Here is a 21,926-nt window from a genome sequence, read left to right on the forward strand (position 1 = left end):
TCACATTTGTTCAGTTTGATCAGATGAATGCCGGGTGCTCGCAGCAGGCGATCCAAAGGCCCCTTAATGGACAACATATTGACAAATATACATAATAAGCACAAAGCGCCGTAATTCACATGCGAAAACAGTAATCAGGATCGTTCTGGTCCCACATAATAGGTAACGAATATCACTCTCGTTAGTGTGATTTCGTTCATAACCGCTGTTACGGTTATGGTTCTTGGGCACTTAGGGTGTTTTCCCGGCACACAGTATGGGGCCCATTATGGTTCATTCAATCGTTCACGCAGCGCATACCGGCCATGTCGATGGCGCTTCATCCCAGTCTCCCGCAGCACGGCCCAAGTTGGACCGCATCTTCAACGACCCCGATGGCGTGGTCGAAGACGGCGTGCGCGGCGCACTTCTTGCCCATCCCGACATCATTGTCGAAACGGCCAATCCGCGTGTCGTCAAGCGCGCCAAGACCACGGGCCGTCGCAAGGTCGGCGTGATCACGGGTGGCGGTTCGGGCCATGAGCCGGCTTTCCTTGGCTATGTCGGTACGGGCCTTCTGGACTCGGTTGCCATTGGCGAGATCTTCTCTTCTCCGACGGCTGTGAGCTTCCTCGACGCCATGAAGGAAGCCGATATGGGCGCTGGCGTAGCCTGCCTGTTTGGCAACTACGCGGGTGATACGATGAATGTCCGCATGGCGGCGCGTGATGCGCAGCAGGCTGGCATCAAGGTCGAGACCGTGGTCGCTACCGATGACGTTGCGTCGGCTCCGGCAAGTGAAGCCGAGCGCCGCCGCGGTGTTGCTGGCGAAATCCTGATGTGGAAAGCCGCCGGTGCGCGCGCCGAAGAAGGCGGCTCGCTGGATGAGGTGATTGCCGTGGCCCGCAAGGCCATTGCCAATACCCGCTCCATCGGTGTCGGCCTCACGCCCTGCACCATCGTTGCCAACGGTCATCCGAATTTCTCGATCGAACTCGGCACCATGGAAGTCGGTATCGGCCATCATGGCGAGCCCGGCGTGTCGGTTCAGGAGCTCGGCCGCTCGCGCGATATCGCCAAGCTGATGCTTGAGCACATCCTGCCCGACCTGCCCTTCACCAAGGGCGACCGCGTGACGGTGCTGCTCTCGGGTCTGGGTGCCACCCCGATCATCGAACTCTATGTGCTGTACGCTGATGTTGCCGATCTCCTGAAGGAGAAGGGCATTGAGGTGGCGCATCGCTTCGTTGGCAATCTCTTCACCTCGCTCGAGATGAAGGGCGCTACCCTGACGATCATGAAGACCGATGAAGAGCTGGATCGCCTGATGGCCGCTCCCGCCGAATCCATTGGTCTGGTGCGCGTCGGTGCCGGTGCGGCACAGGTTCAGGCTGCTGAAGCGCCGACGGCCAAGGCCGACCCGGTCGAAGCACTGGTCAAGACCGCGACGGGCGAGAAATACGTGCCCAAGAGCGGTATTCCCGTCGCCGAAACCACGAAGGTCATCTCGGCCCTGGTCGATGCCATCGTCAAGGCACGTGACTGGCTGAGCGAGATCGACGGCAAGATCGGCGATGGCGATCACGGCATCAACATGGCCAAGGGCTTTGCCCGCTGCGGTGATGCGCTGGGTGCCAACCCGCCGGTCATGGAAAAGGGCCTCGATGCCCTGTCTGACTCGCTGATGGCCGGTATCGGCGGCTCGATGGGCCCGCTTTATGGCCGTTTCTTCGAAGGCATGGCGATCCCGCTGCGCAATGTCGAATTCCTTGATGGCAAGCTCTTCGCCCAGATGCTCGATGGGGCGCTGGCCGGGATCAACAGCCTGGGCAATGCCCGCGTAGGTGACAAGACCCTTGTCGATACGCTGCAGCCTTCTGTTGAAGCCTTCCACAAGGCACTGGATGACGGAAAGTCGTTCGAGCAGGCCCTGATTGCGATGTCGGAAGCGGCAGAACGCGGTCGTGACTCCACAATCGATCTGGTGGCCCGTATCGGCCGCGCCAGCCGACTGGGCGAGCGTTCACGCGGCGTGCTCGATGCCGGTGCAACCTCCTGCTGCCTGATCCTTCAGACGATCGCCAAGGAACTCGTGGTTCCGGCGCGTAACCACAACGCCTGATACGCCACGAACCGAAAGACCAAGACCATGAACAAGATTGTTACGCCTGACCTGGGTGCCCTGCAGAAAGAAGCAGCCAGCGCCGCTCTGCCGGAAAAGATGATGGCCGTCGTCGCCTACGAACCCGGCGATTATCGCTGGGAAGAGGTGGATGTCCCCCGCGCCGGTCCCGATGATATCATCATCGAAGTCGAAACCGTTGGCATCTGCGCCGGTGACATCAAGTGCTTCCTGGGCGCCCCTTCCTTCTGGGGCGACAAGGAACAGCCCCGCTACGTCAAGCCGCCGATGATCCCGGGCCACGAATTCATCGGGCGCGCTGTCGAAATCGGCGAGAACCTGCGCGGGCAGTACAAGGTGGGTGACCGCCTGATCAGCGAGCAGATCGTTCCTTGCGACGATTGCCGCTACTGCAAGGGCGGTCAGTACTGGATGTGCGAGCGTCACGACCTGTACGGTTTCCAGAACAACACCAACGGCGCCATGGCGAAGTACATGCGCTTCCCCAAGACGTCGCGCACCCATCGCGTTCCCGAGGACATGCCTGCCGAGGCGGCTGCCCTGATCGAGCCCTATGCCTGCTCCGTTCACGCTGTGAACCGTGCGAACATCCAGCTCGATGACGTGGTGGTTCTGGCCGGTGCCGGTACGCTGGGTCTGGGCATGGTGGGCGCTGCCCGCCTGAAGAACCCGAGCAAGCTGATCGTGCTCGACACCAAGCAGGACCGTCTGGATCTGGCCAAGAAGTTCGGCGCGGATATCGTGATGAACCCGCTTGAAGAAGACGTGGTGGCCAAGGTCAAGGAACTGACCGGTGGCTATGGCTGCGATGTGTATATCGAAGCAACCGGCCATCCCTCGAGCGTTCGTCAGGGCCTGCACATGATCCGCAAGCTCGGCCGCTTCGTCGAGTTCAGCGTGTTCGGCGATGAAGTGACCTGCGACTGGTCCATCATCTCCGACCGTAAGGAGCTGGACGTGCTCGGCGCCCATCTGGGCCCGTATTGCTACCCCTTCACCATTGCCGCCATTGCCGATGGTCGTCTGCCGGTCGAGGGTGTGGTGACCCACTCCCTGCCGCTGGACCAGTGGAAGGAAGGCTTCGACCTGATGAAGAAGGGCGACAAGTCCATCAAGACGGTCCTGATCCCATAAGATCAAACGTGTATCAGGCGGGAAAGGCGGTTCCGAAAGGAGCCGCCTTTTCTGTTTTCAGAGTGTCAGCGTGCCCGCAATCCGTGGCGTTACAGTTCCCCCGACCCAGATCGTCTCCCCGTTCTTGACGATTGAAACACGGCCATTGCGGCCCATGGCAGTACCCTGGCTCGCGATATAGCTCTCCGGGGCTGCGCCCTTGCCAATCATCCACTGGGCCATCGCGGCATTGAGACTGCCTGTCACCGGGTCCTCAAATCCCTGGTTCTGGCCGACAAAGGCCCTGATCTCGAAGGCAGCGCCCGTCTCATCACGGTTTTCCTGCCAGGGCGCTACGATCCCGTAGAGATTGTCGCCCATTCTCGACCAGTCAGGCCTGACCGAGAGCACATCCTTGCGCTCACGAAGGGAGAGAAGCTGCCAGGGTGGGCCATTATCCCCCCAGGCAGCATCCAGAATATCATCTGGAGCAAGGCCCAGCGCCGCGCAGGCGGTGTTGCGCTCCTCGATCGTCAGGGGGGTGGCCCGTCGCCTCGGTGGGGCTGCGAAAGCAAAACGTGTTCCGTCAACCCGCACGCGCACCAGCCCCACACCACATTCCTGCACGATGATGCCATCATGGGTGTTGCCGGGGAGGGAGGCCCATACAAAGGCTGTGCCGAGTGTCGGGTGCCCCGCAAAGGGAAGCTCACCGCCGGGCGTGAAGATACGCACGCGATACGAGGCCTCGGGCGTCGTGGGGCGCAACAGGAAGGTTGTCTCGCTCAGATTGGTCCAGTTGGCGATGCGGGCCATCAGCGCATCATCAAGGCCATCGGCATCCAGAATAACCGCCAGGGGATTACCGGCGAAGGGCGTTGCGGCGAAGACATCGACCTGCCGGAAGGGATGGTCGCTCATGTTCGACCCTTTCGTAGAGCGGGTGGGACAGAACACAAGCGTAACAGACAAAACATTGCTCAGGCCAGTCCGGCCGAAAATCGCCACAAACCGCCGCTTGAACCACGGGACGATAGAGAAGACCTGAAGGCAGGAGGAGCACAACCATGAGAGGCGTGTCTAAACTGGGCGTTACGCTCGGGGTCAGCATCATCATGGGTCATGCCGGGATTGCGCGGGCCGACGCCCTTGCCACGCTCGGTAGTCTCTCGGCGTTACGCGAGCACGGCGTGATGTTTCACGTGCAGCATACCCACGAGACGCAAGCGATGATCGGCTCCCCCACGCCCAGGCTGGGGCTGGAGAAGGGCGTCGGCAATGTCGGTATCTTCACCTATGGCAGCGATATCGACTGGGAACGTCTGGCGGGCCTGCAAGGTGTCTCGACGCATATCATTCTTGCCAGTGGCTATGGCAGCCCGACGAGCCACAAATTCGGAGATTTTCTGAATCCGAGCCAAGCCACCTATGGCGGTGTCGGCAATGTCGTGATCCATCTGGTATCGGTCTATGTCGAAAAATCCATGCTGTATGATCGTGTGAGTGCGGCCGTGGGGCGCATGACGTTCCTTTCCGATTTCTCGGCCAATCCGCTCTACTGCAATTTCATGAACGGCGCTTTTTGCGGCAATCCGCGTGCAGCATCGGATAACAAGGCTCATGCGCCATTCCCCATGTCGAACTGGGCGACACGGGTGCGGGTGCAGATTAGCGATGAGATGGCCATCAAAACCGGTCTCTACCTGACTGAAACCGAGGCGATCTATACGCACCATCAGACACGCACGGGCTTCAAATTCAACGGCGCCACGATCGATGGCATGGCCCTGCCGCTTGAGTTGAGTTGGACCCCGGCCTTCGGGCCGAGGAAGGGCCTGTCGGGTCTCTACAAGCTCGGCCTTGTTTACGACACGGCCCGTCATGACAGCCGTTTCGAGGGCATGGGGGGGCAGAACCTCTATCTGGTCAGCGCATCGCCACGCCAGATCAAGGGGGCATGGTCGGCATGGGTCATGGCGGATCAGATGGTCTGGCGCTTCAAGGGACGTGGCCGCGATGCCGGACTGACCCTGCTGGGGGCGGCTTACTGGAACGCGCCACGCACAGCCTTGCGCAAGGCCCAGTATTCTCTGGGGTTGTTCATGCGTGGCATGATCGCCTCCCGCCCGAGCGATGCCATCGGGCTTGATATGACGGTCATTCAGGTCTCACGCGCTGCGCGCCGGGCGCAGCTGGCCGCCTATGCGCAGGAGGGGCATTTGCGGGGGCATACCAGGCGACCTCAGGATTGGGGGGGTATCATCGAGGTGTTCTACCAACTGCATATCTGGCGTGGTGTCTCGATTGCGCCTGACATCCAGTATTACATCAACCCGGGGCTACAGCCCGGGCTGCGGAACCAGCTCCTGATGGGCGTCAAGACTCATATAGAGTTCATCTGACTCAGCGAACTCTGGCTTGCGTGAAGCAGGCGCACCTCGTTAGGCAAGCCTGCTCGTGCTGTGCCGGTGAAATGTTGCTGAAAAAGCACATATATGGTCCGAGTTAAGAAAGATTTTAAGAATCGTTTGCATCTGAATGTAACTTGACCGAAACACAGCATCGAAGGCCGAGCGCCGCGATTCTGAGTATTGATTCCTGCATTGGCAGGTAATGAACGAACATTCTGGAATTATATCTAGGTGTGTCAAAACATTTCAGGTCGTTCTGCGCCTCGCTTTCGCTGTCAATAACGGATTTCTGGTGAGTCGTATGCCTGAAGACTGCACGTTCCCTTGTGGAACGCTGAAAAATAGCGCCCCACGCACAGTGGTGTCCGGTAGTTACTCAGGAAAACAGAAACGTCTTCTGCTGCTGGCGCTCACGGCCGGTATGGGTCTTAGTGCTGCCGAGGACGCTGAAGCGCAGGATTCCGTCACGACAGACCAGAAGGCGAGTGATGGGCAGTCCATCGCGCTGCCGGCGGTGCGCGTACATGGCAAGGAGCAGATCAACACGCTCAACACCAACACGACGACGCTCGATATTGGCCGTATGCCGGATAACGTGCGTGAAACGCCCCAGACGGTCAGCGTCGTGCCCAAGCAGCTGATCGAGGAGCAGCGTCTCTTCACGCTCGATCAGGCGCTGTCCAACGTGCCGGGCATCACCATGTCTGCCGGTGAGGGCAATGGCGGCATGAACGGCAACCAGTTCCGTATTCGTGGCCAGCAGGCACGTGGCGATATCTATGAGGACGGTCTGCGCGATTTCGGCAATTATGTGCGCGACGTCTATAACACCGAGAGCGTCGAGGTGGTGAAGGGACCGTCTGGCGAGTATTTCGGTGCGGGCAACGTGGGCGGCGTCATCAACCAGACGCTCAAGAAGGCGCATAGCGGCAACGCTTTCGGGGCTGATCAGTCCTTTGGCAGCGGCATGCAGTATCGTGGTTCGGCGGATGCCAATTACGAGATCAATGCCCATACCGCGCTGCGTGTGAACGGCATGTATAACAAGCAGATGGTGGCAGACCGCAACAATGTCCGCACCGATCGCTATGGCGCTGCTGCCGATCTGGGTGTCGGGCTGGGCACGGAGAACACCTGGCATCTGAACTATCAGTGGCTCGGCAGCCGCGGTCGTCCGGATTACGGCGTGTCGATGATCCAGATTGGCAAGACCTATCGTCCAATCACGGAATACGGCCTGCCGCGCGACACGAATTATTCGCGCAATTTCGACCGCGACATGGGCAATGTGCACATGGTCACCTCGAAATTCGCTTCCGTACTGTCCAAATGGCTGACCCTGTCGAACGACACCCGCTACTCTCATTATACCCGCAATTTTGCAGCGACGACGCCCGCAGCCTGCTCAGGAGCGTGCGCAACCTCCTTCCTGACTGGCGGCAATCCGACACTGGCTTATGGCGCCGGTGGTGGCATGGGGTATGATCAGGCGGGCTGGGGCGTGCAGAACGTCAGCATGGCCCACTCCAAGTTCCGGACCGGTTTCATGCATCACGACATCCGTGCCGGTGTGGACATCAATTATACGAAGGATGACCGTCTTTACGGCACCTGGATCAACCGGGTGAACAACCAGCAGATCCGTACGCCGCAATTCGAATATCCGGGCACCATGCTGACCTTCCCGGCAACGGGCAGCCGCACGGCGGATTTCCGTGATCTGGGCCTGTTTCTGGCAGACAAGATCCACCTGACCAAACAGATCTCGGTCTATGGCACGGTGCGCTGGGACGATTACCGCTCGACCTATTGGAGTGCGGCGCAATCCGCGATTGGTGTGCAGAAGCAGAAATCGAACAAGTTCAGCCCGTCCGCCAGCCTGATGTACGAACCGCTGGAGAACACGACCTTCTACTTCACCTTCTCGCAGTCCTATAAGCCTGTGGGTACGGATGTTTCCTCACTGACCATGAGCTCGACAAGCATCGGCGATGTGGCGGCCAATGGGCGCGACCTCAAGCCGCAGCGCAGCGACCTGTATGAACTGGGTGGCAAGGCCGATTTCTTCAACAAGCGCCTTGGCGTGACTGGCGCGATCTTCCAGATCGAGCAGAACAACTCCTTCACCTATGACGATGACGGCAACATCATCACCGGCTTCCAGGATGCAGGCTCCGGTCGTCGCATTCGCGGTCTTGAAGTCAGCGCCACAGGCAAGTTGACCCACAACTGGGAGATCTATGGCTCCTACGCCTATATGGGTGGCAAGGTGACGAACAGCGCGCTTTATGGCGGTAATCGTGCACCGCAGCTGCCTGCGAACAGCCTGTCGGTCTGGAGCACCTATGATGTGTCCAGTCTGGTCCTGAAGCCCAATAACGGCAAGCTGCAGGCTGGCGGTGGTGTGCAGTATTCGTCGGGTTACTGGTCCAACGAAGGCCGTACAGGGCGTATGCCGGATAACGTGTCGCTCAATGGCATGATTTCCTACGACATTTCGCACTACCATGTTCAATTCAACGCCAATAACCTGACCAATCATCGCAACTACGCCTCGGCCTTCTCGACCTCGCGTGCTGTCCCGCTTTCGGGTCGGACATTCCTCGGTTCGGTCGGTCTGCGCTTCTGAGCCATGCAGGCTGACGTTCCTGAGCCGGATCGGGATAATCATGAAGGGGAGGCAGGCATAACGCCTGCCTCCCCTCAGGTCATTGCGCCGCGTTTGCCGCCGCTCGACAATTCGGTGGCGGCGCAACTCTATCTCGCACAATGGAATCTCGATCGTGGGGCGATGAGCGAGGCCTTCTGCCTTTTCTCACAGGCCGCGCAGTCAGAGCATCCGACATGTCTCAATATGCTGGGGCGTGTGTTCGAGCAGGGCTGGGGGACGAAACGCGACGTGCATGAGGCGCGTCGCCTCTTTGAGCGCGCAGCATCAGGCGGTGAGGGATGGGCGTTTTATAATCTGGCCGATCTTTATCTGAACGGTGATGGTGTGGTGCAGGACCGTGTTCGCGCCTGTACCCTTTACATGGAGGCAGCCCGCCGCGGTGTGGGCAAGGCATTCAATATGCTCGGGCTGATTCACGAGGATGGCTACGGTGCCTGCCCTGCCAATCCTCTTCACGCCAGAGACTATTATCGTGCCGGGCGCGATTGTGGCGACGCGGCAGCTGCTATCAATCTTGCCCGGCTCGGCGCCCTGAATGGCGTCTGAAGGATAGCCATCGGCCCGAGGCCGGATGCGCCGGGGCGATGTGCGGCGCTTAGTTGACCGAGGCTTCCTTGCGTTCGCCCATTGCAAAGGCCTTGAGAATTGACTCTGCAAGCAACTTGGCCGCTTTGGGCGTCAGGCGCAGATGAGCGGTCGGTGCCACGACAATCTCGTTACCATAAGGGCGCTCTGCCGCGAGTGTGACCGTGATAATACCTCCGACATGACCATAGACCGGCACGTTGTCGGCAAAGATGATCGGTGCGGATTCGGCACTGAGCGATGCAATCCCCTGTGCGATCTGATGCAAGATCTTGTCTGAAGTATTATCTGCCATTTGCAGAGTGCCTTTGATTATTGATTGAACGCAGCCGGGTCGAGGCGACGTTAAGAATGTCATAACGCCTTTACCCGAACAAGCACGGTTCTTGAGGCAAAAGCGTGGCGCGTCTTGCAGGCTTGGCGTGAAGCTTCGACGTCGTGTTCTAAATACGTGACCGACATGGTCTCAAACAAGGCCAATATGAGCCCATACCCGTAATGTGAGAAATGCTGGCGCGCATCCGACTGGCCTATCAGGAGCGACGTGTCGGATGCCGTCTTTTCAAGCCAGGCGTCAGATCATGCGGCTCATGCCTGTTGCGACGGGAGCCTGTGTATCACCCGAGAGAACGATGGCCGATTTCTCGGCAAGGATATTCTCCAGCGTCAGATCAGCCCGTATCTTGCCGCTGGGTGTGCGGATCACAAAGCCCTTGCGAATGAAATAGAAGGCGAAACGGGCGATGCGATAGCTGTTCATCGTCGCGACAATCCGCTGTCGTAGGGACGGGATAGCCTCGATATTGTCGTGCTCGATGATCAGACTTGGCAGGTCGCGCTCAGGCAGGGCGGGCGGCACCACGACGCAAAGCGCGCCATCGAGTGTCTGACTGAGTGAGAGGGCAATATCATTCGTATAGTAGACACTCCCCTCATAGAGGAATTTTTCCCTCAGGCGCCCGACATGGAAAAGCTCGCCATGGTAAATAAAACCGAAATCCTGCGTGCGGAGATACCGTTTGCCTCCGCGCTCAACAAAGAACTGGGCATTGCGAAGCGGACTGTTGAAATAGCCAACACTGACGCTGGGACTATCGATCCAGATTTCACCGACCGCGCCTTCAAGCAGGAAGGTCTGATGTTCGGGCTCGACGATATGGATATGCTGGTCCTCGTGGGGCGTGCCACAGCTTGCAAGAATGGAAACGCTCTCGCGGTCAGCCTCATTGCCTGGATTGGCGAGCGGCAGCGCCTTGCCGTGACTCAGGGCTTCGCGGTCGAATGCGACAAGACTGACACCGGCGCCTTTGCGTCCGGAGGTCACGAGCAATGAGTTTTCGGCCAGACCGTAACACGGGTAGAAGGACCCGCCTCGGAAGCCCTGTTTCTCGAAGCGCGTCTTGAATTTTTCCAGCGTATCGGGACTGATATTCTCTGAGCCATTGAAGGCAATGGTCCAGCGTGAGAAGTCCCAGTCAGGCGAAATGTCCTGCTCTGGCAGGCGGGCGCAATAGCGGTACGCAAAATCGGGGCCGCCGGAAATGGTTGCTCCATATCGGCTGATCGCCTGGAGCCAGCGCGATGGCTTCTCGATGAACTTGTCAGGTCCCATGAAGTAGAAGGGATTGCCCGCAGCCAGTGCAGGAAGCACGGCGCCAACCAGACCCATATCATGAGTAAATGGCAGCCAGCTCAGCCCGGTATCATTGTCCTGGTATTGAAACGAAATGAGTTGCGCGTGAATATTGTGGCAGATGTTGCGATGGGTGAGGCAAACGCCTTTCGGGTTTTCCGTCGAGCCCGATGTGTACTGGATGACTGCCAGTGTATCGGATGTGAGCGCGACCGGCTCATCAAGCGGCACCGCCTTGAGGGCACTTTCAAGCGGAATCCACTTCAAGCCACTTTTGGCGGCCTGCCCCTGATGGAAGAGGGTCAGTGTATCGCGTTTGCCCAGTACAGCCTTTGCCTCACTATCTTGCAGAATGAAAGTAAAGCGTTCCGTAGCCCCGATGGCGCTGGGATAGACACCTGAAACAGGCACATGCCCTGCATACAGGCACGCAAAGAAAGCCACGATATACTCAATGCCGTTTTCGAAAAGGAGAACGACATGAGCGCCCTTGGGCAGGGTACGTGCGAGATGGGCACCCGCCGACGCGGCGCGCTCATGCAACTCGATAGCGCTGAGCGTGTCGGTGACATTTTCTCCATCACCGAGGAAAAGGAAAATCCGATTTTCCTTTTTCGTCAGGCGGCGGAGCCTGAGCAGATCGACGAGCGTGCGTTCCTTCCAGGCCTCTGTTCCGACAATGGCCTGTTCGTCTTCATACATCTTGCAAAGCCTGTTCGCTGTCGTCGGAGGAAGGCACTGTCACCGTGGCGTGTTGCGCATGCAGTTTGTCGCAGTAAGCGATGACATGTTCGGGCGTGATCAGTTTAGTGCATTCGAACTGCCGGGGCGTGTCCGCATGGCGTGGGCAAAAGAGGATATCGCTGTGCTCGAAGGGTGTTCTGATATCATGCCAGCAACTGTTGCAGACATGAGGATTGAACACGCGATAGGGCGTATGAAACTCGTTCGACGGATGGGTAAATCCACTGATCATGACGACCGGCGTTCTGGCCGCCCAGGCGAGCCAGGACAGGCCACTTGAGAGGCCGATAAAGAATGCCGCGTGATGGAGCCACCAGGCGCGCTCCGCAAGCGGACGGTCCCCCGTTTCGTCACGGGTGCCATGCGGAATATAGTTCCAGTGATTGCGATGACCGCCCACCGGACTTTTGTCGATGCACACGACCTCGTAGCCAAGCATGTGCAGATGATCGATCACCTTGTGCCAGCCATGCGGGTTATTCCAGTACTTGCACTGGCTTGAGGCTTGGGTAGCGATCACGACATAAGGCTTGTCGATCGGGCGCGTGGTGACGGGCCATGGCGCGATACGCGGTGGTACTTCCTGATCGTCGACGCCCAGAATATGCGCGGCTGTCCGGTGCAGGCCCACCAGACGGAAATCCGAGGGCTGCCAATTATGGTCGGCATCGCTGAAAAAGAGGCCGATATAGTACGTGGCGTAGAATTTTTCGCGTTCGGCTGCATACTCGGCGAGTGTGCAACACCGAATCCCTAGATACTGACCGGCAAATAATTTGCAGGTTTCCGGATTCATGGCGACCGTCAATCGGCAGTGATGTTTTTCCTGGAACTTGATCGCATAGGAAAACCAACCGACAGCGTCGCCCAACGTGTTGCCAGGCAGCAATATGGCCACGTCCCGGTCACGGCAGTCATATTCGTGAACGAGAACGATCTCATTGGTATCAAGCGACTGCACCTCGATACGCATGGGGATGAAGTAGCGCTTTACCCCAAGGATCGTGCAGTTGCTGGCTTCATTGTTATAAAGATATATCGAGCGCTCCATGTCCATCATTTTGACCTGCCAGCGACCCGGCGGCACGCTGATGCGCGCCCCTGCGTTGAAGTCGAAAGCAATGTCGTGCTCGGTACGTTGCGTGGGCGACGGCGCTGGTTCAGGGAAAGCGCCGCCGTCAAGCAGCGCCGGGGTGCTCGATACGTTTGAACTCGATGATGTCTTAGTCGCGTCGCTCTCTGCCTGCGGATCGGCGTTTTCGTCGCCGTCCGCTGGATGGTTTGACGCCGCACCAGAGGTATCGTTTGGGTCGAAGTTCAGGATTGAATCAATGATGGCTTCAATCTTGCTCATATCAGCCTCGGCTCTGCCGGTCGGCGATGACCTGATTGATCATCAGTTCAACCTGTTCGTATGCGATCATCTTCGTGCATTCGAAGTCACGCTCTGTGTTGGCGTGACGGGGGCACCACATATAGTTCGTACGGTCGAACTCGATCGTGACGTCATTTGAACAACCATTGCAGACATGTCGATTGATTACACGGTATGGGGTCTCAAACTCGTTATACGGCTCGGTGAATCCGCTGATCATGATGACGGGGCAGGTACTTGCCCACGCTAGCCACGACAAACCGCTCGACAAGCCGATAAAAAAATCGGCGTGCTGGAGCCATCTTGCACGCTCGCTCAGCGGGATGGCTCCGGTCATATCCTCAGCGCCGTGGGGAATATGGTGCCAGATCGTTTCGTGACCGGCAACACGATCACGATCGATACAAATCACGCGGTAGCCCTTTTCCTTCAGATAGCTGACGGTGCGGCGCCAGCCCTCGGGATTATTCCAATATTTGTTATGGCCGGTCGCTTGGGTGCCGATACAGACATAGGGCTCCTCGATAGGGCGCCCTCCATCGGCAATGCGTATCCTTGGACGTCTTTCCTTTGGAGGCATTCCCAGGATGTAGGCTCCTGATACGATCAGGCCGACTTGCCGGTAGTCGGTGGGCTGATGATCGCGGTTCAGATCGTTGAAGAAGATAAGAACCTTGTAGCGCGCGTAAAAGCCTTGCTCGAGGATCGACTGGTCCTCGGTAACAATGAGTGCATCGTTTCGTCCCGCAAATAGATCCGCGAAACCCGGGCGTACAAGGCAATGTATACGACAACGATGGCGAGCGGCAAAGGCTTCGACATGCCCCATCCAAGCCAGATGATCCCCCAGAGCGCCAAGGTGCATATCAATCAGGATATCCTTGCCGACAAGACTGAATTCATGCTCGAATACAGTCACACCCCTGCGCTGGACACGGAAGGCAAAAGGAACAAAGTATCTCTTGGTCGTGCAAACCACGCCAGCCGCGAGATCTTGTGCGAACAAAAGAGTTTGGGTGGCGGTATCCTTGATTTCTACGCGCCATTTATCAGGAGGTAGGCCGATACGGCAGCCGTCCTGAAAGTCGTACTTAATTCCCTCGGGGCCGACCTGGCTCAGCGGAAGGTCCATTTTGATGCTCTCGGCTATACGGCGCGGCAGCGCGCGCTGTGTTCAGCACATATCTCGCCGTAAACCCGAAGAACGGCCTGACGTGTAGCGCTAACTGAATATTGACGAGCGGTCTTTTCAGCATTGTCGAGCATTCTGTCAATGCGTGGCGACCTCTGCTTGAATTCAAAAATAAGTTGAGCGAGACAATCGACGACTTCCTCACATTGTTCCGGTGAGAACCAGTGGCCGTTGCGGTGCGAGGCATAGTCCTTTCCGCCTGTTCCATGGAAGCCCACGAGCGCGCAGCGGGACGCCATAGCTTCAAGTGGGGTGAGCGGAAGTGCCTCTTGTCGTGACAAAGCTAGAAATATAGCTGACTTTCCCATGATGTCCGCGACTTCGCTTTGACTGCAGTTTTCCAAGAGGTTCCAGGGGACATTGCTGGTTTCAGGATATTTGAGATGCAGCATGCACATAATGATAAAAAAAAGCGGTGAATTCACGCTTTCTGCGGGCCATTTGCGCGGATTGGTTGTGATGCAAAGCTGTTTTTCCCTGGGGTGGAAGAGCTTTGTATCAACCGAATTCGGGATGATGTGTACGTCGGGAACGCGCAAGACCGCTTTGAGAGACTGGGCTGTCTCATTTCCTGGTACGATGAAATGCCGGAAACCCATGTCATGCAGAGCTTGGCCGCTCTGTCTGTAGCTATAAAGATAAAAAGGATTTTGGCAGAATAATACCTTCGTGCCCGCGAACGGTGTCATCGCCATTTCGAGCAGCCAATCTGCTAAAATTTCAGGGAAAATCAGAATATCGTCGTCCGCCGCGCTGAAATTGTCGCAAACGGTGATGTGGTCCGAGACCTCTATCCACGTTGGCTTGCCGGCCGGCTGGTAGATCATCACATCGTAGCCTGCCTGCGCGAGAATTTCGGCATGCTGATAGGTGACCTTGACCCCGCCCGAGATGACATCTGGGCTGAACGGATTAAGAAAAATAATCTTCACTCTCAGGGTCCCTTACCGGTGTGAGAAATTGTCATGCAGCGAGGTAGAAATTCTGGGCCCGATGTTCCAGTGACGAAAATACGACCTGCTTCCCGCCTGCATTGTTGCACGACACCTTGGCATTTCTGTTCCACCAAGGCCCAGGGGTATCCTTTCCCACGGTGCAGTCACTCGCGCTTGCATGCTGCTGAAATATCCCCGACAGAGCTTTATAAAAAGTAATTCAGACCACAACCCGAATGGGACGCAGTGATTGTCATTAGTGACAACGAAATCGCAGTAGTAACAATCTCAAATCAGGATTCTAACAGGACGATTTGACGTTCGCAAAAGTTAATTGATTACATTTGATTGACTATGACGAAGTATTAATTTCATTCCTTTGACGCGCAAAGCGGCGCTCTACGCCAAGGCCATCCACTTTTTGGATAGCGCAAAAGTGATAGCATTATACAAACACTTACATGTTGCATCGCCCGCGAGTTCATGACATCGGTTGTTTGCTAATAGACAACGTGCCTCTCTTTCAGGGGAGGCGCTGTCGATGGTCGGTAAATTGAGGCGTCTAAAAAGACCTCATCGCGCCGCACGCGATGGCTGGATGCATCAGACCGTTATTTGTTGAGGGATAAAGATGGCTATCACATCCAATGTCACCGCAAGCGGTGCGAAGATTTCTAGCGCAGCCGGTGTCTACTCGGTTCTCAGTGGCGCAACACTGACCGTGCAGGGCGCCGGGTTCGTTACCAATGGCGCAATTGTCTCCGGGTTCGGTAACGGTCCGAACAATTCGGGTGCTATCCCTGGCCAATCGGGTGGCACTAACTATCCTGCGTTGTTGCTTGCATCCGCCGGTGGCGTTGTTTCCGGCTCGACTGTAGGCTTTGGCGGCGTCGCCATGGGTGTTTATGGCGGCACCGCAGCTGGCGGAACGGCTATGAACAGTGGCTCCTTTGCAGCAGCAAACGGTGGTTTCGTAAGTGGCGTGACTATCGGTTCGAACGGTGGTTTGCTGGCTTCGACTGTCTCTGGCGAAGGTGGTGGCGCTGGAACTGTGATCGATTCCCATGTCTTGGCTGGCGGTTATGCGCTGGCTGGTGGTGGCTTCACCATCAAGGGGCAGGCTTTTGCAGGGTCTGGCGTCATCTCTAGGGGCACATTTGACGTCGGCTCCACGGAGATACTCGTCTCGGGCGGCACAGATGTAGGAAGTCTCATCGGCGGCACCCAGTTCGTTTCATCTGGCGCAAGTGCTCTCAAGAGCATATTCAGCGCGGGGACCCAGCTCATCTCGGCTGGTGGCGTTGCCAGCGGGTCGATTGCTTCGGCGGGTGGTCGTATCGAGGTTTACGCTGGGGGAGTCGGCTCTTCGTTTACGATCGGGTCGGGCGGAACGCTGCATGTAAATGCCAACGGTATCGTGAACGGGGTTCAGATCCAGGCAGCGGGGGCTGCGTCGGCGGATGCGGCCGCGGTGGTAAATGCGGCAACAATATCTGGCGGTGGTACGTTGACTCTCGCTTCGGGTGCAACGCTTGTGAACGGCGTGCTCGCTGGGACCACGAAAGACGGCGGCGCTGGTGGCCTGCTGGTACTCGAGTCTGGCGCGGTACTGAGTGGTGTCACCAGAATGGGCTGGAAAAGCCGATTGGATATTGATAGCCTCCTCTACAATTCCGGTGCGAGAATCCAGACGTCAGGTAATACGGTATCAGTCCTGGGCCCAGACGGCACGGTTCTGTGGACCGGTTCATTGACCGCCGGTGTGGCGTCTGACTATCACTTGGAGGCCGATCCTACTGACGGAAGCATGGTGCTCGTCTACGACAAGTGCTTTCTAAAGGGGACCATGATTCGCACCGATCGTGGCGAGATTGCGGTTGAGAATCTGGTCGTGGGCGATCAGGTGCTTGCCATGGTCAACGGTAAAGAAGTGCTACGTGAAATTATCTGGACCGGTCACCGCTCGACTACGGTTCGCCAAGGATTGCCCGACGATGAGGCCGGTTATCCGGTACGTATCAAGCAGAATGCGCTTGGTGAGAATGTACCGCACAAGGATCTGCTTGTAACGCCTGAGCACGCCATGTTCCTGAACGGTGCCTTTGTGCCGGCTCGTATGCTGGTGAATGGAAGTAGTATCTTCTATGATCGCACTATTACCCAGTTTGATTTTTATCATGTGGAAACGGACGAACATTCGGTTATTTGGTCTGATGGTGCACTGAGCGAAAGCTATCTTGACACTGGCGATCGCAAGACCTTTTCGCTGAATAGCCCGGTTGTGCGTTTGCTGAATGCCCCCCAGCGGGATTGGGCTCTCCATGCCGCTGCGCCGCTGAAGGTCGAGCGCGATTTTGTCGAGCCTCTCTTCAATGAACTCGAAGCGCGGGCGAAGGTTCTCGGTATGGAGCGAATGGCGCTTCCTGCGGCGACGACTGAGGATTCCGACCTGCATCTGGTTGATACATCCGGGCGTGTGATCCGTGCTCTGCGCAAGACGGGTCGTGCGCACGTCTTCATGGTGCCAGCTGATGCGAGCGAATTACGTATCGTCTCTAGGACTGCCCGCCCGGTCGACATGGTTGGACCGTTTGTAGATGACCGCCGTCACCTCGGTGTGCTCGTCGGGGAAATTCAGATTTGGGAAGCGGGTGAAACTCGCGTGCTCGATACGCACCTCAAGGCAGATGCTTTGTCTGGCTGGGCTAACCGCGAGCAGGGCGCTCATCGCTGGACAACGGGGAATGCAGTTCTTCCGTTGGCGGATATGCGTTCGGGCGTTGCTGCTATGCTTTCAATCGAGATCCAGGCGGGTGGCCCGTATCTGATTGAAAAGGAAGCAGACGTTGATCAGGCCGCCGCTGGGTAAGCGATCCTGATCAGTACGGCGGGGCGGAAGGGGGTATCGACCCCTTCCGCCCTTTTCCATGTTTGATGACCGACTACCGAGCCGTTTGGGTTCGGCTGTCAGGATATGCGGTCCTGCTCCTCGTGCGGAAAATTCACGTTTTTTTTAGCGCAAGAAACCAGTTGCGATATGCCGCCTCACCATTGAGGGGACATCTGAAAACACCGGGAAAACATGGACTTAGTTATCCGCCAAAATGAATGTTTGTATAATCAAAATATTGGATAGAATGCATCTATAATAAGTTCTGATATATCAGCTCGTTGCGTGTCGATTTCTTCTATGCCAGGGATTTATGAGTTAATTAATTGTGAACGATCACATGGTGTGCCCCATCTTCTGTATTTCTGTACGGAAGATACTGCCTATGCTTGTCGCCAACATGGCAGAGCGGCGCCGATGAGACGTTCCTGGCGGGGAGGATGGCACATGGGTATTACCTCTACAGGCATGAGCGGTAACGCGTCGATTATAAAGACGGGTCCGACCACATACCGCGTATTGAGTGGCGCGACGCTGATTACGACAGCTGCGCAATATTCAACGTCGAACGTGTATGTTGACGGGTTCGGCGCCGGTGGAACTAATAACCCTGCGATGCTTATTGCGTCCGCAGCGGCCGTTGCGTATGGCGCAACAGCAGTTTCAGGGGGGGTCGTCCTGGCTGGTGGCAAAGGCGTCGTCGCAGGCGGCACAGCCTATAACAGCGGTGGCTTTGCGGCTATCAATGAGGGCGTCGTTAGTGGAGCTACGATCGGAAATCAAGGCGGCGTCCTTGCCAGCCAGATATCCAATTATGGCGGTTCTGCGGGCCTTATTGTTGATACCCATGTGCAGTCGGGTGGCGTTGGGCTGGCAGGCGGGGGCTTTACCCTTAAAGGGCAGTCCTTCGTTGGTCCGGGGGTGATTTCCGCCAGTAGATTTGACATCGGATCGACCGAGGCGATTGCCAGTGGTGGCACGGATCTTGGTAGTATTGTGGGCGGGACACAGTTCGTCTCGGCTGGCGGATCGGCCGTTGGTACGCTTTTCAGTGCAGGCACTCAGCTGTTGGGCGCAGGTGCTTGGGCCAGCGGGTGTATCGCTTCCGCTGGGGGGCTTATTTATGTTGGCGGCGGCGCACGCAGCATTGCTGCGACCCTTGGCGCAGGCGGAAGCCTGGTGGCTGACGCCTCTGCCACGGTCGACAGGCTGACGATCCAGGCTGCCGCTGCTGCCACGCTTAAGGCGCAGTCCTACATGACGACAGCTCTCATTGCAGCGGGCGGCACATTGACCGTCAATTCCGGTGCGACCCTCGTGAATGCCGTTATCTCGGGCATCAGCACAGAGGGTGAGGGTCCTGGTGGTCTGCTCGTCGTTCAGTCTGGCGCTGTTCTCAAGGGAATTACGATCGGCTGGAAGGGGCGTATTGATGTGGATACGCTGAGTTGGACCGATGGACAACGTATTGTCTACGGCAATAACTCGATCAGCATTGTCGATGCGAGCGGAAAGATTGTCTGGACGGCTGATGTCCATGGGACGAAGGGCAACGCCGCGACGGATTATCACCTCGAGCGTGATCCGACAGACGGCAGTACGATCATCGTCTATGACAAGTGCTTCCTCAAGGGCACCATGATCCTGACAGATCGCGGCGAAATTGCCGTCGAGGATCTGGCGGTAGGCGATCGCGTGGCGGCTTTCGTTGATGGCGAGACCGTTTACCGTGAGATTGTCTGGCTGGGTCATCGCTCTACAATCGTCCGCACGTGGCTCGAAGATGACGAGGCGGGTTATCCCGTGCGCATCCTTCGCAACGCGCTGGGCGAGGGTGTGCCGAGTCGGGACCTTTTGGTGACACCCGAGCATGCCATGTATCTCAATGGGGCTTTTGTACCCGCACGTATGCTCGTCAATGGCCGTAGTATCTTCTACGACCGCACCATCACACACTTTGATTATTATCACGTCGAAACAGATGAGCACTCTATTATCTGGGCTGATAACGCCCTGAGCGAGAGCTATCTCGACACGGGCGACCGCAAGCGTTTTGCTCAGCCTGGCGCTGTCGTGCACCTTCTGAATGCTCCCGAAGCAACATGGGACGGTGATGGTGCTGCTCCGCTGCGTGTTGATCGTGGTTTTGTCGAGCCTCTGCATGCCTCTCTGGCGCACCGCGCCGCGTCGCTCAACCTCGGATCAAGCCAGCAAGCGCCTGAAATTACCGAAGATCCTGACCTTCACCTCGTGGACGAAAAGGGACGCATCATGCGCAGGATGCGCGTGGTCAATCGTTCCAGCGTGTTCATGCTTCCGCCCGATGCCAAGCGCGTAAGACTGGTTTCGCGTGTTTCGCGTCCGGTTGATGTGATCGGGCCATTTCATGATGATCGTCGTCATCTCGGTGTGCTTGTTGGCGAAATCCAGATATGGGAGGCTGATAGAACACGTCATCTTGCTGACCATCTGAGTGATGAAACTCTTGAAGGTTGGGCAAATATTGAGGATGGTCGTCAGCGGTGGACAACTGGCTCTGCATTGATTGATCTCAGTGATCGACAGTCTGATGCAGTTTGTATTGTTGCAATTGAAGTCTTGGCAGGTGGGCCATATCTTACACAGGCCCCCGCCCAACTTTGCGGAGCTCAGGTGGGCTGAGTTTCATGGTTTAATCGGGCCTCTTCTGAAAGGGGGACCCAGGGCGGCCATCATGGCCGCCCCGTTTGCGTTTGGGGATTGTTATTTATGTTTCATGTTATGGCCCTGCGGCATGCCAGGCAGAACCCGCAATCCCTGGCATTCGACAGCCTCGCACAAGATTGGTCGTTTGGTCAGCTTGATCATGATGTGACGGCGGTAACACAGGCACTGATCAAACTCAGAGAGGCCGATCCGAGACTGGTCGGAATCCATTGCGGCAATCTTTACTGGCATTGGGTACTGATTCTGTCTCTGGCATCGCTGGGGCTTGCAAGCGCCTCATTCCCCGAGAGTTCCGACCCCTCCTTTCTGCGTGATGTTCGCCTCCTGGAGCCGGATATCATGATTTCCCTGGGAGGCTTATCGTTGCAGGATGTGCAGGTTCTCGAAATCAGTGACGACTGGCTGGCGCGTGTCTGTCAGGCTGATGCGAAGCCCTACAATCACGCGATTGATTATGATGCCGTGTGCCGTTACGCGATTGCCGCAGGAACGGATGCCGAGCGCCAGGTTCTTGCCATGACGTTCCGTCAGGCGGAAATGGCGATCATGCATATGGTCATGCAGGACGAGTCCCTTACTGCCGTTGCCGCCACGCATCCCCATGTGCTTTCCACAATCGGCGTCATCTCGCTGACGGGCTTCATTGTTGGTTGCACCGGGTTGTGCAGCGGCTCACCGCTCAATTTTGTCAGTCACACCGATATTGGTATTCTGATTGCAAGAAAGATCCCGACTGTCGCCGTCGTCACGCCGGGTCATCTCGCACATATTCTCGAGGTTCTGCCGCCGGGCATGAGGCCGCTCGATACGCTCAGGCTGGTAGTGACGGGCGGTCGTCTTAACCATTTGCTGCGTGACAAGGCGCTGGCCCGGCTCACGCCTCATATCCTGTCAGCCTACGGGACGGATGAATGCGGCGCTCTTGCGCTCGGCGATGCCGCAAAATTTACAGCGGACGATATGGTGGGTGTTACCCCTCCCTGGGTCACGCTGCAGATTGTCAACGAGCAGGACGAACTGGTCGCACCCGGCGAGGAAGGTATTGTCCGTATCAGGAGTTCCGGTCTGCTCGACGGTTATGTCGATCGCCTGTCAGGTCAGGCCCGTCGGTTTGCGGAGGGCTGGTTCTATCCCGGTGATCGCGGGCGGATCGATAAGGAAGGCATAATTTGTATCACCGGGCGTGTGGATGATCTTGTATCCATTGGTGGTGAAAAATTCGATCTGGGCGTCGTTGATGACATCGCGCGGGATATGCTCGAAATGCGTGAACTTGGCAGTTTTCTCTCTCTTGATGAGACCGGGCGCACACGCATCAACATCGCCATTGCCTCTTCTTCGGAGTTCGACACGGAGCGTCTCGCTCAGGCGCTCAGGGCTTTCTATCCCACTCTGCCGCCCGTTCGTGTGATGTCCGTTGATCATATTCCCTGGTCGCTCGATGGTCGCGTGGATCGCGAGAGATTGTCGGGTGCCTTCCAGCGTTCGGAAAATACGCTGGGTTGAATAACAAGAAGGGTCGGCATTGTTCGGCCCGCAACAACAGGCA

At 57.1% G+C, this 21,926-nt stretch carries 14 protein-coding genes; 8 read left to right on the plus strand and 6 right to left on the minus strand.

Translation table 11 applies throughout. From position 1 onward, the window contains the following. The first annotated feature begins 268 nt into the window (after window positions 1-268). Window positions 269-2,101 carry a dihydroxyacetone kinase subunit DhaL gene (gene dhaL, locus P792_RS32355; protein ID WP_081866936.1) on the plus strand — a complete coding sequence of 611 codons (1,833 nt, stop codon included), beginning with the start codon at window positions 269-271 and terminating at the stop codon, window positions 2,099-2,101. 27 nt (window positions 2,102-2,128) lie between these two features. Continuing rightward, complete coding sequence (locus P792_RS32360; protein WP_023979491.1) at window positions 2,129-3,256, plus strand: zinc-binding dehydrogenase; 1,128 nt, start codon at window positions 2,129-2,131, stop codon at window positions 3,254-3,256. Window positions 3,257-3,313: 57 nt separating this feature from the next. Here P792_RS32360 and P792_RS32365 read toward each other — a convergent pair whose 3' ends face one another. Beyond that, on the minus strand, window positions 3,314-4,156 hold the full coding sequence (locus P792_RS32365) for a PhzF family phenazine biosynthesis protein (protein WP_023979492.1): 843 nt from the start codon (window positions 4,154-4,156) through the stop codon (window positions 3,314-3,316). Window positions 4,157-4,302: 146 nt separating this feature from the next. Here P792_RS32365 and P792_RS32370 point away from each other — a divergent pair, with 146 nt between their 5' ends. The 3 genes from P792_RS32370 to P792_RS0119725 all read left to right on the plus strand — a co-directional run bounded on the left by P792_RS32370 (window position 4,303) and on the right by P792_RS0119725 (window position 8,863). After that, window positions 4,303-5,637, plus strand: a complete 1,335-nt coding sequence (locus tag P792_RS32370; RefSeq protein ID WP_023979493.1) for a carbohydrate porin — start codon at window positions 4,303-4,305, stop codon at window positions 5,635-5,637. Window positions 5,638-6,067: 430 nt separating this feature from the next. After that, on the plus strand, window positions 6,068-8,275 hold the full coding sequence (locus P792_RS32375; protein WP_235075509.1) for a TonB-dependent siderophore receptor: 2,208 nt from the start codon (window positions 6,068-6,070) through the stop codon (window positions 8,273-8,275). Window positions 8,276-8,278: 3 nt separating this feature from the next. Next, entirely contained in the window at window positions 8,279-8,863 is a 585-nt protein-coding gene (locus P792_RS0119725; RefSeq protein ID WP_023979495.1) for a tetratricopeptide repeat protein, read from the plus strand. Between the two features lie 49 nt (window positions 8,864-8,912). On the opposite strand, the gene P792_RS32380 is transcribed toward P792_RS0119725, so the two are convergent. The 5 genes from P792_RS32380 to P792_RS32400 all read right to left on the minus strand — a co-directional run bounded on the left by P792_RS32380 (window position 8,913) and on the right by P792_RS32400 (window position 14,778). Then, window positions 8,913-9,197 (minus strand): hypothetical protein, encoded by a 285-nt coding sequence (locus tag P792_RS32380; RefSeq protein WP_031241304.1) that lies wholly within the window; start codon window positions 9,195-9,197, stop codon window positions 8,913-8,915. A 279-nt stretch (window positions 9,198-9,476) separates the two neighbouring features. Beyond that, window positions 9,477-11,237 carry an AMP-binding protein gene (locus P792_RS32385; protein WP_023979497.1) on the minus strand — a complete coding sequence of 587 codons (1,761 nt, stop codon included), beginning with the start codon at window positions 11,235-11,237 and terminating at the stop codon, window positions 9,477-9,479. Continuing rightward, entirely contained in the window at window positions 11,230-12,633 is a 1,404-nt protein-coding gene (locus tag P792_RS32390) for an autotransporter strand-loop-strand O-heptosyltransferase (RefSeq protein WP_023979498.1), read from the minus strand. The genes P792_RS32385 and P792_RS32390 overlap by 8 nt, the downstream gene beginning before the upstream one ends. 1 nt (window position 12,634) lies before the next feature. Next, window positions 12,635-13,786, minus strand: coding sequence for an autotransporter strand-loop-strand O-heptosyltransferase (locus tag P792_RS32395; protein WP_023979499.1), 1,152 nt, complete (start codon window positions 13,784-13,786; stop codon window positions 12,635-12,637). A 14-nt stretch (window positions 13,787-13,800) separates the two neighbouring features. After that, window positions 13,801-14,778, minus strand: a complete 978-nt coding sequence (locus P792_RS32400; RefSeq protein ID WP_023979500.1) for a glycosyltransferase family 4 protein — start codon at window positions 14,776-14,778, stop codon at window positions 13,801-13,803. 634 nt (window positions 14,779-15,412) lie between these two features. Between P792_RS32400 and P792_RS32405 the strand changes: the two genes are divergently transcribed. The 3 genes from P792_RS32405 (at window position 15,413) to P792_RS32410 (ending at window position 21,883) form a co-directional block, all read left to right on the plus strand. Continuing rightward, window positions 15,413-17,650 (plus strand): Hint domain-containing protein, encoded by a 2,238-nt coding sequence (locus tag P792_RS32405; RefSeq protein WP_023979501.1) that lies wholly within the window; start codon window positions 15,413-15,415, stop codon window positions 17,648-17,650. Between the two features lie 468 nt (window positions 17,651-18,118). Beyond that, window positions 18,119-20,332, plus strand: coding sequence for a Hint domain-containing protein (locus P792_RS0119730; RefSeq protein WP_161630855.1), 2,214 nt, complete (start codon window positions 18,119-18,121; stop codon window positions 20,330-20,332). Between the two features lie 87 nt (window positions 20,333-20,419). Beyond that, window positions 20,420-21,883 (plus strand): class I adenylate-forming enzyme family protein, encoded by a 1,464-nt coding sequence (locus P792_RS32410; RefSeq protein WP_023979503.1) that lies wholly within the window; start codon window positions 20,420-20,422, stop codon window positions 21,881-21,883. The last annotated feature ends 43 nt before the right edge of the window (window positions 21,884-21,926 follow it).

Origin of the sequence: Asaia sp. SF2.1 (assembly GCF_000505765.1) — a bacterium.
In the GTDB taxonomy this organism is placed as follows: domain Bacteria; phylum Pseudomonadota; class Alphaproteobacteria; order Acetobacterales; family Acetobacteraceae; genus Asaia; species Asaia bogorensis.

Coding starts and splice junctions, on each gene's coding strand:
- P792_RS32360 (WP_023979491.1), top strand. CDS start 2,129: ATGAACAAGATTGTTACGCCTGACCTGGGTGCCCTGCAGAAAGAAGCA.
- P792_RS0119730 (WP_161630855.1), top strand. CDS start 18,119: ATGGGTATTACCTCTACAGGCATGAGCGGTAACGCGTCGATTATAAAG.
- P792_RS32380 (WP_031241304.1), bottom strand. CDS start 9,197: ATGGCAGATAATACTTCAGACAAGATCTTGCATCAGATCGCACAGGGG.
- dhaL (WP_081866936.1), top strand. CDS start 269: ATGGTTCATTCAATCGTTCACGCAGCGCATACCGGCCATGTCGATGGC.
- P792_RS32370 (WP_023979493.1), top strand. CDS start 4,303: ATGAGAGGCGTGTCTAAACTGGGCGTTACGCTCGGGGTCAGCATCATC.
- P792_RS32365 (WP_023979492.1), bottom strand. CDS start 4,156: ATGAGCGACCATCCCTTCCGGCAGGTCGATGTCTTCGCCGCAACGCCC.
- P792_RS32410 (WP_023979503.1), top strand. CDS start 20,420: ATGTTTCATGTTATGGCCCTGCGGCATGCCAGGCAGAACCCGCAATCC.
- P792_RS32405 (WP_023979501.1), top strand. CDS start 15,413: ATGGCTATCACATCCAATGTCACCGCAAGCGGTGCGAAGATTTCTAGC.
- P792_RS0119725 (WP_023979495.1), top strand. CDS start 8,279: ATGCAGGCTGACGTTCCTGAGCCGGATCGGGATAATCATGAAGGGGAG.
- P792_RS32385 (WP_023979497.1), bottom strand. CDS start 11,237: ATGTATGAAGACGAACAGGCCATTGTCGGAACAGAGGCCTGGAAGGAA.
- P792_RS32390 (WP_023979498.1), bottom strand. CDS start 12,633: ATGAGCAAGATTGAAGCCATCATTGATTCAATCCTGAACTTCGACCCA.
- P792_RS32375 (WP_235075509.1), top strand. CDS start 6,068: ATGGGTCTTAGTGCTGCCGAGGACGCTGAAGCGCAGGATTCCGTCACG.
- P792_RS32395 (WP_023979499.1), bottom strand. CDS start 13,786: ATGGACCTTCCGCTGAGCCAGGTCGGCCCCGAGGGAATTAAGTACGAC.